General features: G+C 62.5%; 15 protein-coding genes and 2 tRNA genes. 6 read left to right on the top strand and 11 right to left on the bottom strand.

Going from position 1 to position 16,328, the window contains the following annotated elements:
- Window positions 1-25: 25 nt before the first annotated feature.
- Window positions 26-1,363: an MFS transporter gene (locus ABIE52_RS03770; RefSeq protein ID WP_003944496.1), complete on the top strand. Its 1,338-nt coding sequence runs from the start codon at window positions 26-28 to the stop codon at window positions 1,361-1,363.
- Window positions 1,364-1,463: 100 nt separating this feature from the next.
- Here the strand turns inward: ABIE52_RS03770 and clpX are convergent, their stop codons facing one another.
- The 5 genes from clpX to ABIE52_RS03745 all read right to left on the bottom strand — a co-directional run bounded on the left by clpX (window position 1,464) and on the right by ABIE52_RS03745 (window position 6,154).
- A complete protein-coding gene (gene clpX, locus ABIE52_RS03765; protein WP_003944582.1) occupies window positions 1,464-2,744 on the bottom strand; it encodes an ATP-dependent Clp protease ATP-binding subunit ClpX in 1,281 nt (426 codons plus the stop codon).
- Window positions 2,745-3,076: 332 nt separating this feature from the next.
- Window positions 3,077-3,739 (bottom strand): ATP-dependent Clp protease proteolytic subunit, encoded by a 663-nt coding sequence (locus ABIE52_RS03760; protein WP_003944539.1) that lies wholly within the window; start codon window positions 3,737-3,739, stop codon window positions 3,077-3,079.
- Between the two features lie 48 nt (window positions 3,740-3,787).
- Window positions 3,788-4,375 carry an ATP-dependent Clp protease proteolytic subunit gene (locus ABIE52_RS03755; protein ID WP_007730960.1) on the bottom strand — a complete coding sequence of 196 codons (588 nt, stop codon included), beginning with the start codon at window positions 4,373-4,375 and terminating at the stop codon, window positions 3,788-3,790.
- 216 nt (window positions 4,376-4,591) lie between these two features.
- On the bottom strand, window positions 4,592-5,965 hold the full coding sequence (gene tig, locus ABIE52_RS03750) for a trigger factor (protein ID WP_007730958.1): 1,374 nt from the start codon (window positions 5,963-5,965) through the stop codon (window positions 4,592-4,594).
- Window positions 5,966-6,080: 115 nt separating this feature from the next.
- Window positions 6,081-6,154, bottom strand: a tRNA-Pro gene (locus ABIE52_RS03745).
- Window positions 6,155-6,550: 396 nt separating this feature from the next.
- Here ABIE52_RS03745 and ABIE52_RS03740 point away from each other — a divergent pair.
- Together ABIE52_RS03740 and ABIE52_RS03735 are read left to right on the top strand one after the other, a co-directional pair.
- Window positions 6,551-6,624, top strand: a tRNA-Gly gene (locus ABIE52_RS03740).
- Between the two features lie 192 nt (window positions 6,625-6,816).
- Window positions 6,817-7,587 carry a hypothetical protein gene (locus ABIE52_RS03735; RefSeq protein ID WP_065352974.1) on the top strand — a complete coding sequence of 257 codons (771 nt, stop codon included), beginning with the start codon at window positions 6,817-6,819 and terminating at the stop codon, window positions 7,585-7,587.
- Here ABIE52_RS03735 and ABIE52_RS03730 read toward each other — a convergent pair.
- Together ABIE52_RS03730 and ABIE52_RS03725 are read right to left on the bottom strand one after the other, a co-directional pair.
- Window positions 7,584-8,381, bottom strand: coding sequence for an Fpg/Nei family DNA glycosylase (locus ABIE52_RS03730; protein ID WP_003944531.1), 798 nt, complete (start codon window positions 8,379-8,381; stop codon window positions 7,584-7,586). The genes ABIE52_RS03735 and ABIE52_RS03730 overlap by 4 nt on opposite strands.
- A 15-nt stretch (window positions 8,382-8,396) precedes the next feature.
- On the bottom strand, window positions 8,397-8,870 hold the full coding sequence (locus ABIE52_RS03725; protein WP_003944571.1) for a ribose-5-phosphate isomerase: 474 nt from the start codon (window positions 8,868-8,870) through the stop codon (window positions 8,397-8,399).
- Between the two features lie 100 nt (window positions 8,871-8,970).
- On the opposite strand from ABIE52_RS03725, the gene ABIE52_RS03720 reads away from it, so the two are divergent.
- The gene (locus ABIE52_RS03720; protein ID WP_192712950.1) at window positions 8,971-9,849 is read left to right on the top strand and encodes a M48 family metallopeptidase; all 879 of its coding nucleotides are present in this window, start codon (window positions 8,971-8,973) and stop codon (window positions 9,847-9,849) included.
- Here ABIE52_RS03720 and ABIE52_RS03715 read toward each other — a convergent pair.
- Window positions 9,837-10,460 (bottom strand): DsbA family oxidoreductase, encoded by a 624-nt coding sequence (locus ABIE52_RS03715; protein ID WP_003944541.1) that lies wholly within the window; start codon window positions 10,458-10,460, stop codon window positions 9,837-9,839. The two genes, ABIE52_RS03720 and ABIE52_RS03715, sit on opposite strands and share 13 nt — an antisense overlap.
- A gap of 166 nt (window positions 10,461-10,626) precedes the next feature.
- Here ABIE52_RS03715 and ABIE52_RS03710 point away from each other — a divergent pair, with 166 nt between their 5' ends.
- Together ABIE52_RS03710 and pepN are read left to right on the top strand one after the other, a co-directional pair.
- On the top strand, window positions 10,627-11,862 hold the full coding sequence (locus ABIE52_RS03710) for an NAD(P)/FAD-dependent oxidoreductase (protein WP_007730948.1): 1,236 nt from the start codon (window positions 10,627-10,629) through the stop codon (window positions 11,860-11,862).
- A 65-nt stretch (window positions 11,863-11,927) separates the two neighbouring features.
- Window positions 11,928-14,507 carry an aminopeptidase N gene (pepN, locus tag ABIE52_RS03705; RefSeq protein WP_192712949.1) on the top strand — a complete coding sequence of 860 codons (2,580 nt, stop codon included), beginning with the start codon at window positions 11,928-11,930 and terminating at the stop codon, window positions 14,505-14,507.
- 71 nt (window positions 14,508-14,578) lie between these two features.
- On the opposite strand, the gene ABIE52_RS03700 is transcribed toward pepN, so the two are convergent.
- The 3 genes from ABIE52_RS03700 to ABIE52_RS03690 all read right to left on the bottom strand — a co-directional run bounded on the left by ABIE52_RS03700 (window position 14,579) and on the right by ABIE52_RS03690 (window position 16,153).
- Window positions 14,579-15,058 (bottom strand): DUF5130 domain-containing protein, encoded by a 480-nt coding sequence (locus tag ABIE52_RS03700; RefSeq protein WP_003944512.1) that lies wholly within the window; start codon window positions 15,056-15,058, stop codon window positions 14,579-14,581.
- Window positions 15,045-15,308, bottom strand: coding sequence for an aa3-type cytochrome oxidase subunit CtaJ (gene ctaJ / locus ABIE52_RS03695; protein WP_007730943.1), 264 nt, complete (start codon window positions 15,306-15,308; stop codon window positions 15,045-15,047). Before ctaJ ends, ABIE52_RS03700 begins: the two co-directional genes overlap by 14 nt.
- Window positions 15,309-15,454: 146 nt before the next feature.
- Entirely contained in the window at window positions 15,455-16,153 is a 699-nt protein-coding gene (locus ABIE52_RS03690) for an HNH endonuclease (RefSeq protein WP_003944465.1), read from the bottom strand.
- Window positions 16,154-16,328: the final 175 nt, after the last annotated feature.

Below are 16,328 nucleotides of genomic sequence, written 5' to 3'. Positions count from 1 at the left end.
CGACGCTTCCACCCAGGAGATGAGCATGTCAGCTAGCACGGTTACACCGTCCGGGCCCGAGGCGGGATCCTTGGCAAGGCCGGACACGACCAAGGTCAAGCGCGCCGCAACGTCGTCGTTTCTCGGCAGCATGCTCGAGTACTACGACTTCTACATCTACGCCTCCGCCGCTGCGCTCATCTTCCCCACGGTGTTCTTCCCGGACAGCGGGCATGCGGCTCTACTTTCGCTGGCCACCTTCGGTGTCGCGTACGTCGCGCGTCCCCTCGGCGCTGTAGTCCTCGGCCATTTCGGTGACCGCGTCGGCCGCAAGAAGATCATGCTGCTCACGCTCATTCTGATGGGCGCAGCCACCTTCCTCATCGGATGTATTCCCAGCGCCGATTCGATCGGAGTTCTTGCACCGATCCTTCTCGTCCTGATGAGAATCGCCCAGGGCATCTCCGCTGCCGGTGAACAGAGCGGTGCCAGCTCACTGACGCTCGAACACGCCCCCGAAGGCCGACGCGCGTTCTTCTGCAGTTGGACCCTCAACGGCACCCAGGCCGGCTTCATCCTCGCCAGCCTCGTATTCCTGCCCATCGCCGCGCTCCCCGACGACATCCTCTACACGTGGGGCTGGCGAATCCCGTTCTGGGGCAGCCTGATCGTTCTGGTCGCGGCATACATCATGCGTCTCAAGCTCGAAGAGCCCGAAGAGTTCACCGAGCAGCAGGAATCCAAGACCGTCGCCAAATTGCCTGTTGCCGATCTTCTTCGCACCCACAGCGCAAATCTGATTCGCGTGATCTGCTGCGCTTTCATCGCCGTCGTCTCGACCATCTTCTCCGTCTTCGGTCTCGCTTTCGCCACCACCGAAGAAGTGGGGATTCCGAAGTCGACCATGCTCTGGGTTGCCATCGCAGCCAACGCCGTAGCCCTGCTCAGTCAGCCCGCCTGGGCGATGCTCTCCGACCGGATCGGTCGCAGGCCGCTGTTCATCGGTGGCGCCCTCGGTAGCGCGGTGTTCATCTACGTGTACTTCGGCGCAATCGCCAGCGGCAACGTTCCCCTGATCTTCCTCGCCGCAATCGGATTGATGTCCGTCTTCTACGCTGCCCCGAATGCCATCTGGCCGTCGTTCTACTCCGAGATGTTCAACACCAAGGTCCGCTACTCGGGCATTGCGATCGGCACCCAGGTCGGCTTCGCCCTCGCAGGCTTTGCCCCCGCCATCGGCAACGCCCTCATGGGCGGCGACAAGACACACTGGATGCCCGTTGCCATTCTGACTTCGGTGGCCTGCGTCATCTGCGCGATCTCGGCGTTCACCGCCAAGGAGACGTTCCGCACCCCCCTCAAGGAGCTCGGCAACCCGATCTAGCCGACCACCCCACAGACACCCTGCACGAACCACTGTGTTGCACGAACCACTGTGGCCCGGCATCTCGCGAGAGATACCGGGCCACAGTCGTTTTGAAGTTCTACGCCGTCTTGTCGCGACGCTCGCCACGTTCCGGCTTACGCGGAACGATGGTCGGAAGTACGTTGTCGTTGACGGTCTCCGCGGTGACGACCACCTTTTCGACGTCGTCACGGCTGGGGATGTCGTACATCACCGGAAGAAGAACCTCTTCCATGATGGCGCGCAGGCCACGAGCGCCGGTTCCACGCAAGATCGCCTGATCGGCGATAGCGTCGAGCGCTTCTTCGGTGAACTCGAGTTCGACGCCGTCCATGTCGAACAGGCGACGATACTGCTTGACGAGAGCGTTCTTGGGCTCCGACAAGATCTGAACGAGCGATTCCTTGTCGAGGTTGGTCACCGACGCGATCATCGGCAGTCGGCCGATGAACTCCGGAATCAGACCGAACTTGATCAAATCCTCCGGCATGACCTCGGCGAAACGATCGACCGTATCCAGTTCGGCCTTCGACCGAACCTCGGCACCGAATCCGATACCGCGCTTGCCGACACGATCGGAGACGATCCGCTCGAGACCTGCGAAAGCGCCCGCGACGATGAACAGCACGTTCGTGGTGTCGATCTGAATGAATTCCTGGTGCGGATGCTTACGGCCACCCTGCGGCGGGACGCTCGCCTGCGTACCTTCGAGGATCTTCAGCAACGCCTGCTGAACACCTTCGCCGGACACGTCACGCGTGATCGACGGGTTCTCGCTCTTACGGGCGATCTTGTCGACCTCGTCGATGTAGATGATTCCGGTCTCGGCGCGCTTGACGTCGTAGTCGGCAGCCTGAATCAGCTTGAGCAGAATGTTCTCGACGTCCTCACCGACGTAACCGGCCTCGGTCAACGCCGTCGCGTCAGCGATGGCGAACGGGACGTTGAGCATCTTCGCGAGAGTCTGAGCGAGATACGTCTTGCCACAGCCGGTGGGGCCGAGCATCAAGATGTTGGATTTCGCGAGCTCAACCGTCTCACCCCGCGCGTCACGGCCCTTGTCGCCGGCCTGAATGCGCTTGTAGTGGTTGTAGACGGCCACGGCCAACGTCCGCTTGGCGGAGTCCTGACCGATGACGTAGTTCTCGAGGAATTCTCGGATCTCCGCAGGCTTGGGAAGCTCGTCGAGCTTGACCTCGCTCGATTCGGCCAATTCCTCTTCGATGATCTCGTTGCAGAGGTCGATGCACTCGTCGCAGATGTACACCCCGGGTCCTGCAATGAGCTTTTTGACCTGCTTCTGACTCTTACCGCAGAAAGAGCACTTGAGCAGATCCCCGCCGTCGCCGATGCGTGCCATCTCGTGAGGTCCCTACTTTCCATCATGTACGTGCACTCGCCGCCACTCGATCGGTCGAGACGCTCCGCAGTACTTCGGTAGTTGTCAGATCAGACAAACTGATCGAACAAATCTGGTCGAACAATCGCAGAACGCCGGTCGAGAACCAGCCCGTGAAGTGACGGTACCCGCAGATCCCGAACGGGGTCGACCTGTTCTCGGCGTTTCGCCTGCGGATAAAAAAGAAAAGAGTCGAGATTTCAGCCTGGCGAGCGCTCCACCAGGCACTTCTCGACGTGTCCGCCTCGTGTCGGGAATCGGGATACAGATCCTCGACACGAGGCGGAAATCGACTACTTCTGTGCGCTGAGCTTCCGGTAAGCCAGCACGTCGTCGATGATGCCGTACTCCTTGGCCTGCTCGGCCGTGAGGATCTTGTCGCGATCGGTGTCGACGCGGATGGTCTCCGGATCCTTGCCCGTGTGCAGCGACAGCGTGCTCTCCATGAGCCGACGCATACGCTCGATCTCCGCAGCCTGGATCTCCAGATCGGAAACCTGACCCTGGATGCCGCCCGTAGCCGGCTGGTGGATCAGAATGCGCGAGTTGGGGAGCGCGAAGCGCTTGCCCGGCGTACCGCCGGCCAGAAGCACGGCAGCTGCCGAAGCAGCCTGACCGAGGCAGACGGTGGAAATGTCGGCACGGACGTACTGCATCGTGTCGTAGATCGCCATCAGCGCGGTGAAAGAACCACCGGGCGAGTTGATGTACATGGTGATGTCGCGGTCCGGATCCTGCGATTCGAGAACCAGCAACTGCGCCATGAGGTCGTTGGCGGACACGTCGTCGACCTGCGAGCCGAGGAAGATGATGCGCTCCTCGAACAGCTTGTTGTACGGGTCGGACGTCTTGACGCCGTAGCTGGTCTGCTCCGTGAACTGGGGCAGGATGTAACGCGATTGGGGGCCCGACGGCGCCTGGCCGCCCAGCGAGTTAGCTCCGAAAAGATTGGTCATCAGTTCTCCAAAGTATGAATTGGGCAGCGAAAGGATGGGCGTACCGGCTCAGTTGCCGGTGCCGCCGGCCTGATTCGCACGGGAGACGACGTGGTCGACGAAGCCGTACTCGAGAGCTTCCTTCGCCGTGAACCAACGGTCACGATCGGAGTCCGCGGTGATCTGCTCGACCGTCTGGCCGGTGTGCTGAGCAATCAGCTCGGCCATTTCGCGCTTGGTGTGCTTGAACTGCTCGGCCATGATCGCGATGTCACTGGCGGAACCACCGATGCCGGCGGACGGCTGGTGCATCATGATGCGGGCGTGAGGAAGCGCGTAGCGCTTGCCCTTGGTGCCTGCCGAGAGCAGGAACTGACCCATCGACGCCGCAAGGCCCATGCCGAAGGTGGCGATGTCGCACTCGGCGAACTGCATCGTGTCGAAGATCGCCATACCTGCGGTCACGGATCCACCGGGCGAGTTGATGTAGAGCGAGATGTCTCGCGTCGGGTCCTCGGCCGAGAGCAGCAGGATCTGTGCGCACAGCTTGTTGGCGATGTCGTCGTCGACCTGGGTACCGAGGAAAATGATGCGCTCTCGCAGCAAGCGCTCGTACACCGAGTCGCTGAGGTTCAACCCAGCGGTCGCTGAAGTCATGGCGGGACTCTGCAAAGTCTCCAGGTGATTGGAAGTCACGGTACCTGCCTTCTATGTGGATCTACTTGTGCGGTGGATCGTCTATGCGAAACACTTCTACTGACACAGACAGTAACGAAGTAGGGCGGCACCGGAGTCCCGGTGCCGCCCTACTTCGCTCAAAGCGGAAAACTCAGTGCAGTCGATCGTGGTGAAAACACCCGTCCGCCTGCGTTTTTACTTGTCTTCGCTCTCGGCGGAATCAGACTCGTCCGCTTCGGTTTCGGCCTCACTGCTGCCGAACAGCTCTGCGGTGTCGACAACTGCGCCGGAGGTGTCCTTGACACCGGCCGACTCGACGACGGACGCGAGAGCCTTGCCACGACGGACGTCTGCGAAGACGGCGCCGAGCTGGTTGGCCTGCTGGATCTGCTGGATGAACTGCTCAGGAGCCATACCGTAACGCTGCGCCTGGAACAGGATGCGCTCGGTGAGCTCGTCCTGACCGACGGTGACGTTGCCCGCATCGGCAATCGAGTCGAGCAAGAGCTGCGTCTTGACGGAGCGCTCAGCGGCTTCCTGTGCATCCTTGTCGAACTCTTCGCGGCTGCTGCCCTGCTCTTCGAGGAGCTTGTTCAGTGCCTCTTCGTCGTGATCGAGACCGTGAACGGCGTCGTGCAGTGCAGCGTCGACCTCAGCCTTGACGACAGCCTCCGGCAACGGAACCTCGACGGTCTCGAGCAGCTGCTCGAGAACCTTGTCGCGGATCTGACCGGCCTGCTCGACCTTGCGGACGCGTGCGACGCGCTCACGGAGGTCAGCCTTCAGTTCTTCCAGGGTGTCGAACTCGCTGGCGAGCTGAGCGAACTCGTCGTCCTCAGCCGGAAGCTCGCGCTCCTTGACCGTCTGCACGGTCACGGTGACAACAGCTTCCTTGCCTGCGTACTCGCCGGCGACCAGCGTCGACGTGAAGTCCTTGGACTCCCCCGCCTTGAGGCCGATGATGGCTTCGTCGAGGCCCTCGATGAGCTGGCCCGAACCGACCTCGTGCGACAGTCCGCTCGCGGTTGCCTCGGCAACGTTCTCGCCGTCGACGGTGGCCGACAGATCGATGGAGACGAAGTCGCCGTCCTCGACTGCGCGGTCGACGCCGGTGAGGGTGCCGAAACGCTGACGCAGCGAAAGCAGCTGCTCTTCGATGGCTTCGTCGGTGATCTCGATCGGATCGACCTCGACGTTGATGGAGCTGAAGTCAGGGAGCTCGATCTCGGGGCGCACGTCGACCTCGGCGGTGAACTCGAGGAGCTCGCCGTCTTCGATCTTGGTGACCTCGATCTCGGGCTGGCCGATGGCCTTCACGCCGGCGCTGGTGACAGCCTCGGAGTAACGCGACGGCAGAGCGTCGTTGACGACCTGCTCGAGCACAGCGCCGCGACCGACACGCGCTTCGAGGAGGCGGGCCGGAGCCTTGCCGGGACGGAAGCCGGGGAGACGAATCTGCTGCGCGAGGGCCTTGTAGGCCTTGTCGAAATCAGACTTGAGTTCCGCGAAGGGCACCTCAACATTGATACGGACTCGCGTCGGGCTGAGCTGCTCGACGGTGCTCTTCACGAAACTTCGCTCCTTCGTCTGGTCTTGCTCACAACTTGTGTTGAATCGGTACTGCTGTCTGGCGCGGCACTTCACTCCCGGACTTACTGGAGGTGAAGTGCCATGTACGTACTTGTCGGGATGACAGGATTTGAACCTGCGACCCTCCGCTCCCAAAGCGGATGCGCTACCAAGCTGCGCTACATCCCGTTTCCGATCACATGAAACACACGATACGGCCATCCGAGGCCACTAAGACAGCGGGCCACCAAGGGCAGCCACCATCGGTGACCGCGCACAACCCTATCGCGCTCACTACTCTCTCACGAACCCGACCGCCATTTGTACACGGCCCGGCTGTCGACCCCGTCAGTATGTCATCCGACGGCAGCCACATACAGCCTTGCCTCAACTGCCATTCAGAGCCGGAATCAGAAGTCGCGCCTGCGGCCGAGACACCCCGACTCGCCGAGCAATTCGCCAATTCCCCAGGTGAACGACGGTCTCGAACTTCTCTGACCCCCCGATTATGAAATCCGGTGGGGCATTGGGTACAGTTTCGTATCGCAGACGACGAACACGGCGATCCCGAGTTGTCGTATGCACGGGGATGTAGCTCAATGGTAGAGCCTCAGTCTTCCAAACTGATCACGCGGGTTCGATTCCCGTCATCCCCTCCATCAGGAGGGAAACTCCACAAAAGATCCGCATCGGCCCAGCCGGTGCGGATCTTTTGTATTCCGACTTTGTCCACTCAGACCACTCCCCTGCGGTACGTATCCTGGAGTTGTCCGGATCGATTCTGCTCGGGAGGCCACGTGACCACGATTCTTCTCATACTCGTCGTTCTGGCCGTAGTCGTATTCCTGGTCATGAAAAGCCAGCAACGCGGTTCCGGCCACAGCGCAACACAACTCGACGATGCGAAAGCCGATGCCCGGCAGTCGATCGAACGCCTCGGCGGTCAGGTCTACAACCTGACCGGCAGTGACGACGCGTCGCGCCAAGCCCTCGCCGACGCGGCCGAACGGTACAACGCCGCAGGCTCGCAGATCGATCAGGCCGCAACGCCGGTCCAAGCACGTCTCGCGAAACAGACTGCACTGGAAGGGCTTTACTACATCCGCGCGGCACGGGTGGCGATGGGCATGGATCCGGGACCGGAAGTTCCTTCCATCGACGGACAGAAGGCTGCCGGTTCGGTCACCGAAGACCGTGAGGTCGAATTCGAGGGCCGCAAGGTCGCCGCATCACCCAATCCGTCGTCGCACACACCCAACTACTACCCCGGTGGCCGAGTCGCCGGACGCCCGGTCCCGGCCGGCTGGTACTCCGAACCCTGGTGGAAGCCTGCCCTCGTCGCCGGCGCCTGGGGTCTGGGTTCGATGATGCTGTTCTCGACCATGTTCTCCGGCATGGCCGGGGTTCCTTACGGCGCAGAAGCTTTCGCCCAGGGTGGCGATCCCGGCGCCGATACGGGAGCCGGCGACTCCGGCGATCAGGGCATGGACGCCGGTGATTCCGGTGCGGACCAAGGAAGTATGGACAACACGGATTACACCGCAGACGGCGGCTACGACGGTGAGGGCAGCGACTTCGGGGACTTCGGTGGTGGTGGGGACTTCGGCGGCTTCGACTTCTAAGCCGACTGACACACCGGGCACCAGAACAGGTTTCGCGCCTTCATGACGGAATGCAGGATCGGTGTGCCGCACACGCGGCACGGCGATCCTGCTCTTCTGTAGACATAGGTACGCGGACGATCCTTCGCGTACGCCGGATCTCCGTTGTCGTGCTCGGCGCGAACGACGTGCATCTTCCCCCGCCTGACGCCGACTTTCATCAATTCGACTAGGTCTGCCCACATGGCGGTCCACTCGCCGTGAGAGACGAGATTCCCCGGTCGTTCAGGGTTGATTCCGTGACGAAAGAGAAGTTCGGCGCGATAGACGTTGCCGACACCCGCCAGGACCGCCTGGTCCATCAGCAGGGCGCCGATTGCCGTCTTGGACTTGGAGATTCGCAACCAGGCCTTCTCTGGATCCGCGTCGCGGCGCAGTGGGTCCGGCCCGAGTCTGGCCTCGATCGCGGCGACCTGAGGAGGTAGCAGGACTTCGCAGGCGGTGGGACCACGAAGGTCGGTGCCGAAGTCGGCACCGACCATTCGCATCCGGACCTGGCCTACCGGTTCTTCCATCGGCAGGGCGGCGTCGGTGAACTTTCCGTACAACCCGAGGTGTACGTGAACTGTCAGACCGTTGTCGTACGTGTGCCAGAGGTGCTTTCCCCAGGCATCCGAGGACGTGAGTACGTGTCCGTCCACCAGGCGCGCGTCCTCGGCGAATCTGCCTTGCGGACTGAGGACGCGGACCGGTGAACCGACGAACTTGCGGGCATGCAACCGTGCCAGCCGGTGCAGGGTATGACCTTCAGGCACGGAACAACTTTCGGATCAGGCTTGCGGCAGAGCCGGTGCGACGCCGGTCTTCTCGTACTCGGACAGGATGTCAATACGACGCTGGTGGCGCTCTTCACCCGACCATGCGGTGGCGAGGAAAGCGTCGACGATGGCAAGCGATTCCTCGAGGGAATGCATACGCCCGCCGATGCCGATCAGCTGAGCGTTGTTGTGCTCACGTGCCAGCTTCGCCGTTTCGACGCTCCAAGCGAGGGCGCACCGTGCGCCGGGAACCTTGTTCGCTGCGATCTGCTCGCCGTTGCCACTGCCACCCAGGACGATTCCCAGGCTGCCTTCGTCGGCGACGACGCGCTTTGCGGCTTCGATGCAGAAAGCCGGGTAGTCGTCCACGGCGTCGTACTCGTGAGCACCACAGTCGATGGCCTCGTGGCCGTTCGCTTTCAGGTGTTCGATGATCTCGTTCTTACGTTCGAATCCGGCATGGTCGGCACCCAGGTATACGCGCATGGCGACAATTCTCTCAGGCCCGACCAGCCGGGCGCACCCGGGTCGACGTCACACTTTCAGGAACACGCATCACCGCGCGAGCACACCTATCGTGGTGCCCATGTACCCCGTCAACGGCCAGGCCGCTGCACCCGCCGTTCGTGTGTCACCGGGCAGTGACGCCGTTCGCCACCCGTGGGAAATCCCGCTACTCGTGCTCGCGGTGCTGACGACGGTCGTCACTTATGTGGTGGCGATCGTTCTGATCGCTGCGGGTGATCTGTCGACGTGGATCCTCGTGGTGCTCGCGGCTCCGATCCTGCTGTTCCTCGCGCGAGGTCAGCTGTACGGATCGCAACAGGTCAACGGAATCAAGATGACGCCTTCACAGTTTCCGGAGGGGTATCAGCTGGTTGCCGAGGCTGCGGCACGATTCGGCATGAAAACTCCGCCGGATGCCTACGTCGTGCTGGGGAACGGACGGATCAACGCGTTCGCGTCGGGGCACGGATTTCGCCGTTTCGTCGTCGTCTACAGCGACCTGTTCGAAGTCGGTGGGCAGGCACGCGAGCCCGATGCGCTCGCATTCATCATCGGCCACGAGGTCGGCCACATCGCTGCCGGGCATGCGTCGTACTGGCGCCAGTGGGGACAGTTCGCGTCGAACTACATTCCGGTGATCGGGTCTTCGCTGTCGCGTTCCATGGAGTACACGGCGGACAACTTCGGCTTTCACATGCGTCCGCAGGGTGCACCGGGCGCGATGGGCGTCCTCGGCGCGGGAAAGTATCTGGTGGGTCTGGTCGGGTTCGACGAACTGGCCGATCGGGCGACACTCGAATCCGGGTTTTTCCCGTGGTTCGTCAACATCTTGTCGTCGCATCCGGTGCTGACCTGGCGTGCGGCTGCGCTTCGCAACCGCACGCACCCAGGGCATCTGTTCTTCCGGCCGGGTCAGCTCTACCGAAATCCGGCGCTCACTGCCGCTCAGTCGAACTGAGGATCCTCGTTGCGGGTCCGCTTGAGCTCGAAGAAGTGGGGGTAGCCGGCCAGCGCGACTGCGCCGTCCCACACCTTGCCTGCGTCCTCGCCGCGCGGGATGCGTGAGAGCACGGGGCCGAAGAACGCCACACCGTTGACATGGATCGTCGGGGTTCCGACGTCGGGTCCGACGGCGTCCATGCCCTTGTGGTGGCTCTCGCGCAGAGCCTCGTCGTACTTGTCGGTGTCGGCGGCCTCGGCCAGTTCAGGTGGCAGGCCGACCTCGGCGAGGGACGACTTGATGACGTCGGCGAAGTCCTTGTTGCCCTCGTTGTGAATCTTCGTCCCCATAGCCGTGTACAGCGGCAGCAGGATCTCGTCACCCTTCAGCTGCGCTGCAGCGATGGCGACACGGACCGGGCCCCAGGCCTTGGTCATCATCTCCCGGTACTCGTCGGGAAGGTCACGGCCCTCGTTGAGAACCGCAAGGCTCATCACGTGGAACTTGGCCTCGATGTCGCGTACCTGCTGGGCCTCGAGAATCCAGCGTGAGGTGATCCAGCACCACGGGCAGAGCGGATCGAACCAGAAGTCAGCAGTGTCCGTGGTCTTGCTCGAGGTTGCGCTCACGAAGAAACTCCCTATCAGTTCATGTCGGTCAGGTCATATCAGTTCGGGGACATACTCCCGTTCTGCCAACAATCATGAACCCGCAATCCTTCCCGCGCTTTCCCCCGAACCACCTCCCGATCGCAGTAGTGTCGAAAAGAAACGAGTACGAAGGAGTGGTTCAGTAATGAGCACCAACCGGAGATTCGTGATCGTCGGCGGCGGGCTCGCGGGCGCAAAGATCGCAGAAGCCCTGCGTGACAGAGATTTCGACGGTGAGATCACCGTATTGAGTGAAGAAGACCACCTCCCGTACGAGCGTCCGCCGCTGTCGAAAGAGTTCTTCGCCGGCAAGAAGACACTCCCCGAATTCACCGTCCACGACGGCGAGTGGTTTCGCGACCATCGCGTCGATCTTCGCCCGGGAACGACGGCAACGGCCATCGACCCCGCTGCGCACACCGTGTCACTTCCGGACGGTTCCACGATCAGCTACGACAAGCTCGCCTTGGCCACCGGTTCGCGGTCGCGGCGCCTCGACATCCCGGGATCCGACGCCGAGGGCGTTCACTACGTGCGAACAGTCGATCAGGCCGCCGCGCTGCTGCGCACCCTGGCCGCCGACAAGAAGCTCGTCGTGATCGGTGCCGGCTGGATCGGCCTCGAAATTGCCGCGTCGGCTCGCGGTTTCGACGTCGACGTCACCGTGCTCGAGCATGCCGGACTTCCGCTCGAATCGACCCTCGGCCCGGAAATGGGTGAGGTCTTCGCCGCACTGCACCGCCAGAACGGGGTGGACTTACGCACCGGCACGGACGTCACCGCAATCTCTGTCGACGGCGGTCACGCCTCGGGCGTCACTTTGATCGATGGAACCGTGATTCCGGCCGACGCCGTGTTGATCGCTGTCGGCGCATTGCCGAACACCGAGTTGGCATCGGAGGCGGGTATCGACGTCGAGAACGGGGTTCTCGTCGACGCCGGTCTGCAGAGCAGCGACCCCGACGTGGTCGCAGTGGGTGACATCGCGGCCGCACAGCATCCGATTCTGAATGCACGAATTCGGGTGGAGCACTGGGCAAACGCACTCAACCAACCCGAGACGGCCGCAGAGACCATGTTGGGACGGCCCGCCGAGTACGTACGCATGCCGTATTTCTTCACCGATCAGTACGACCTCGGAATGGAATACGTAGGTCACGCACCGCACGGCGGCTACTCCCGTGTCGTCACTCGCGGCGACGTCGACAAGCGCGAGTTCCTGGCATTCTGGCTCGATTCCGCGAACAAGGTGCTCGCCGGCATGAACGTGAACATCTGGGATGCCGGTGACGCCATCAAGGAATTGGTCGCGTCTTCGCGTCCCGTCGATCCGGAGCGGTTGGCCGACCCGGAGATTCCGCTGGCAGAAGTGTCCGCTTGAGTGAAGTCGTTCTCTTCGTGATGGGATGGACGTAATAGATCCGCACCATCTACGAGGAGATCTTTGTGGTCGCACCGAACCTGACACGCGAAACCGCAGCGCAACGGTCAGCAATCCTGACCGTCGAGAACTACCTGATCGAACTCGATCTCACCGACGGCAAAGACGCACCCGGCGAGGAGACGTTCTCCTCGAAGACCACCGTCACGTTCACCGCCACGGCCGGAGCAAGCAGCTTCATCGACATCGTCGCGGCCAGAGTCCATTCCGCGGTCCTCAACGGCACCGCGCTCGACGTCTCCGGCTACGACGAGTCGACGGGCATCAGCCTGCCCGACCTCGCTGCCGACAACGAGTTGGTCATCGAGGCCGATTGCATCTACTCCCACACCGGCGAGGGACTGCACCGATTCGTCGATCCGACCGATGACTCCGTCTACCTCTATTCACAGTTCGAGACGGCCGACGCCAAGCGCATGTTCGCGTGCTTCGATCAGCCTGATCTCAAGGCCACGTTCGACGTCCGCGTCACCGCTCCCACGTCGTGGAAGGTCATCTCCAACTCCGCGGTCGTCGAGACCCTTGCCGCCGATCCAGGCAAGCACGTCTTCAGGACCACCCCGAAGATGAGCACGTACCTGGTGGCGCTCATCGCCGGTCCCTACGCGCAGTGGACCGACAACTACTCCGACGAGCACGGCGACATCCCGCTCGGAATCTTCTGCCGCGCTTCGCTGGCCGAGTTCATGGACGAGGAGCGACTGTTCACCGAGACCAAGCAGGGATTCGACTTCTACCACCGCAACTTCGGTGTTCCCTATGCTTTCGGCAAGTACGACCAGCTCTTCGTCCCCGAATTCAATGCGGGCGCGATGGAGAATGCCGGCGCCGTGACATTCCTCGAGGACTACGTCTTCCGTTCCAAGGTGACCCGCTACTCGTACGAGCGTCGTGCCGAAACGGTCCTGCACGAAATGGCGCACATGTGGTTCGGCGACCTCGTCACGATGGCGTGGTGGGACGACCTGTGGCTCAACGAGTCGTTCGCGACCTTCGCTTCGGTCCTGTGCCAGACCGAGGCCACGGAGTACGCGAACGCCTGGACGACGTTCGCCAACGTCGAGAAGTCGTGGGCGTACCGCCAGGACCAGTTGCCGTCGACGCACCCGATTGCCGCGGACATTCCGGACCTGGCCGCCGTCGAGGTGAACTTCGACGGCATCACGTACGCGAAGGGCGCCAGCGTCCTCAAGCAGTTGGTGGCATACGTCGGACTCGAGCCGTTCCTCGCCGGACTGCGTGAGTACTTCCGTGAGCACGCATTCGGAAACGCAACCTTCGACGATCTGCTGGGCTCACTCGAAAAGTCCTCGGGCCGTGACCTTTCCGACTGGGGTCGGCAGTGGCTCAAGACCACCGGTTTGAACATCCTGCGCCCCGACTTCGATGTCGACGCAGACGGAAAGTTCACCCGCTTCGCCGTCCTGCAGGACGGTGCTGCACCAGGCGCCGGGGAGCGTCGAATCCACCGGATCGCCATCGGAATCTACGACGACGTCGACGGCAAGTTGGTACGAAGCCATCGCGTCGAACTCGACCTCGATGCTGTGGAAAGCACGGATGTCCCCGAACTTGTCGGCGTCGCCCGCGGTGCACTCGTGTTGGTCAACGACGACGATCTCACCTACGGCTCCGTGCGACTCGATCCCGAATCGTTGGCGACGGCGATCGAGCGGGTCGGCGACATCACCGACTCACTCCCCCGCACCCTGGTCTGGTCGGCGGCGTGGGAAATGACCCGTCAAGCCGAACTGAAGGCACGCGACTTCGTCGCGCTGGTCGAGCGCGGCATCAGTTCGGAGACCGAAGTCGGTGTGGTGCAACGTCTCTTGCTCCAAGCCCAAACCGCCATCGGCTTCTTCGCAGATCCGACCTGGGCCGAGGCCGAAGGCGCGGCGAGCTTCGCCAATCGGTTGCTCGAGCTCGCACGTGAGGCAGAGGCCGGGTCCGACCACCAGCTGGCATTCGTCAACGCACTCACCGGCGCAGCACTCTCCCCGTGGCACACCGAGGTACTGCGCGAATTGCTCGACGCCGATCCCTCCACCGTTGGGCTCGACGGCCTGATCGTCGACACGGACCTGCGCTGGCGCATCGTCGGGGCACTCGCGGCCGCCGGTGAGATCGACGCCGAAGGAACCACAACTCCGTTCATCGACGCCGAAGCTCAGCGTGACCCGACCGCTGCGGGCGCTCGTCAAGCCGCGGCGGCCGCGGCCGGACGTCCGCAGGCCGCTGTCAAGGAAGAGGTCTGGGCGAAGGTCGTCGGCGACGACTCCGTGCCCAACATCACCGCGCGATCGATCATCGGCGGGTTCGCTCGCGAAGGCCAGGACGAATTGCTCGAGCCCTTCGTCTCCCGCTACTTCGCCGATATCGCGGCGGTGTGGGAACGACGCTCGAGCGAAGTGGCACAGACCGTCGTCATCGGGCTGTACCCGTCGTGGTCGATCTCGGACGAATCCGTAGCGGCAGCAGACCGGTTCCTCGAAGGCGACATCCCTCCCGCGTTGCGTCGCCTGGTCGTCGAAGGCCAGGCCGGCGTGGTTCGTTCACTCGCAGCACGAAAGTTCGACGCGAGCTGACATGCGAAAGGCCGGTGCCCGCGTCGATTCTCACGAATCGACGCGGGCACCGGCCTGTGTCTGACAAACAGTTACGGCGCTGAAATTGCGGCTGCCATAACGCGGATGGCACTGATCAGTCCGTCGATCAGATTGCCTTCACTGAAGGATGCAACAGCTGCCGTTGCTCCGAGCTGGGTAACACGATCGGTGACCCGATCGGCGATTGCCCGACCGCTGCGAACCTCGACGGTGCGCTGGTTGGGCGAAACGGCGATCAGGACGGAACGCTCGGCTTCGGGCGTGGTCGGGAACAATGCGTCGGCACCCGCTGCCGGATCAGAACCGAGATCACCGACGTACGCGTTGAACCGCACCTTGGTGGCCCGCGTCGCTTCGGTCATCGCGACGTCGAGCGCGACCAGATCCATGGTCTCGAACGGAAGATCGTCGGTGAACGGCTCGCCGATGCGATGCACACCGGATACGCGTCCACTGGACGTGACGACGCTGCCGACGGGCAGGTCCTCGGGCGCTACTGCGAGCGCGGTCGAATGATCACCACTTGCCACTTGCGGACCCTCCGATCAGATCAGCCGAACCGGCTTCGATTGCGTGTGCACTGCCGTGATGGCCACCGCGAACGGTGACCTCGTCGACAGCACTCCACAGCACGGGAGCGTGATCCCACGACTCACCGAGATGGAACGCCGGCGGAACCGGTCCCGGCGTCTTCTTCCCGAGGAAGGACGCAGCCGCGAAGAACGCGGTGATCAAGGCCGGAATCCCAACGTATATCAGTACTACCTCGAGAATGCTCACACCAGATAACGTAGCCCAGAACGCCAGGAAGGAAAGCGTCAGGGCCACAAATTCTCGGGCAATTTCGTTTCGGTGACGCTAGAACTCAATTCAGGCTGCGCCCACGCCGACACATTGCTCAGGCTGCGCCCACGCCGACACATAGCTCAGGCTGCGCCCACGCCGAGATAAGGCATCCACGCCGGATGCAATTCCTTGGTCGCCGCGAGCAGACGCCAGTGAGGTCCGGACGGCGGGACCAATTCCGCACGGAGGGTCCATCCGAGTTCGCTGAGCATCTTGTCGGCCTTGCGGTGATTGCAGGGGGCACAGCACGCGACGCAGTTCTCCCACGAATGCCCGCCACCTCTGCTGCGAGGAACGACGTGGTCGATGGTTTCGGCTTTGGCTCCGCAGTACGCACATCGGAAGTGGTCACGATGCATCAGCGCGGCACGAGTCATGGGGATGCGGGCGCGATACGGAACGCGCACGTAGGTGCGCAATCGAATGACCGAGGGAACCTGCACCGACCAGTCCGCGGAATGGACTACCGGGCCCTGTTCGTCCTCGTGAACGGTATCGGCCTTGCCGCAGGCCATCAGTACGACCGCGCGCCTGGCAGGAAGGGCGGTCAGCGGTTCGTACGTGACGTTGAGCAGTAGCACCCGACGTTTCACCCACTCGGGGACGACGCGATCGGGAGGGAACATCTCGAGGTGAGAATGCTCGTCGGAAAAGAGTGGGTCAGCAGTGTGCGCGAACCCGTCAGGAACAACTTCCAGAACAGCCCCTAACGCGTGGTCGTTCCGCGCGCTAGTGGGCTGGAGTTGTCGGTGATTGCGTGCAGCATGTCGGTTCTTCATACGACCTCCGGGAGACTGCCCCCAAGTTGACCACGGATGATCGCGTTACGCACTCCCATTTCGAACAAAATTGCCAGGACGGCCGGTGAATTTCCGGTGAATGGGTACGCACTCCGACTCGATACAACCGTCGTCGACCCGGAAACCGACCACTACGGCCGTCAGGCACAATGGA

Source organism: Rhodococcus sp. OAS809, from assembly GCF_040546695.1.
In the GTDB taxonomy this organism is placed as follows: Bacteria; Actinomycetota; Actinomycetes; order Mycobacteriales; family Mycobacteriaceae; genus Rhodococcus_F; species Rhodococcus_F qingshengii.
This window is presented reverse-complemented; position numbering and strand designations above follow the sequence as displayed.

Bases quoted from the DNA above. Each gene is read 5' to 3' on its own strand.
- ABIE52_RS03770 (WP_003944496.1), top strand. From the start codon at position 26: ATGTCAGCTAGCACGGTTACACCGTCCGGGCCCGAGGCGGGATCCTTG.
- clpX (WP_003944582.1), bottom strand. From the start codon at position 2,744: ATGGCACGCATCGGCGACGGCGGGGATCTGCTCAAGTGCTCTTTCTGC.
- ABIE52_RS03760 (WP_003944539.1), bottom strand. From the start codon at position 3,739: ATGACCAATCTTTTCGGAGCTAACTCGCTGGGCGGCCAGGCGCCGTCG.
- ABIE52_RS03755 (WP_007730960.1), bottom strand. From the start codon at position 4,375: ATGACTTCAGCGACCGCTGGGTTGAACCTCAGCGACTCGGTGTACGAG.
- ABIE52_RS03735 (WP_065352974.1), top strand. From the start codon at position 6,817: ATGAAAAGCCAGCAACGCGGTTCCGGCCACAGCGCAACACAACTCGAC.
- ABIE52_RS03725 (WP_003944571.1), bottom strand. From the start codon at position 8,870: ATGCGCGTATACCTGGGTGCCGACCATGCCGGATTCGAACGTAAGAAC.
- ABIE52_RS03720 (WP_192712950.1), top strand. From the start codon at position 8,971: ATGTACCCCGTCAACGGCCAGGCCGCTGCACCCGCCGTTCGTGTGTCA.
- ABIE52_RS03710 (WP_007730948.1), top strand. From the start codon at position 10,627: ATGAGCACCAACCGGAGATTCGTGATCGTCGGCGGCGGGCTCGCGGGC.
- ABIE52_RS03690 (WP_003944465.1), bottom strand. From the start codon at position 16,153: ATGAAGAACCGACATGCTGCACGCAATCACCGACAACTCCAGCCCACT.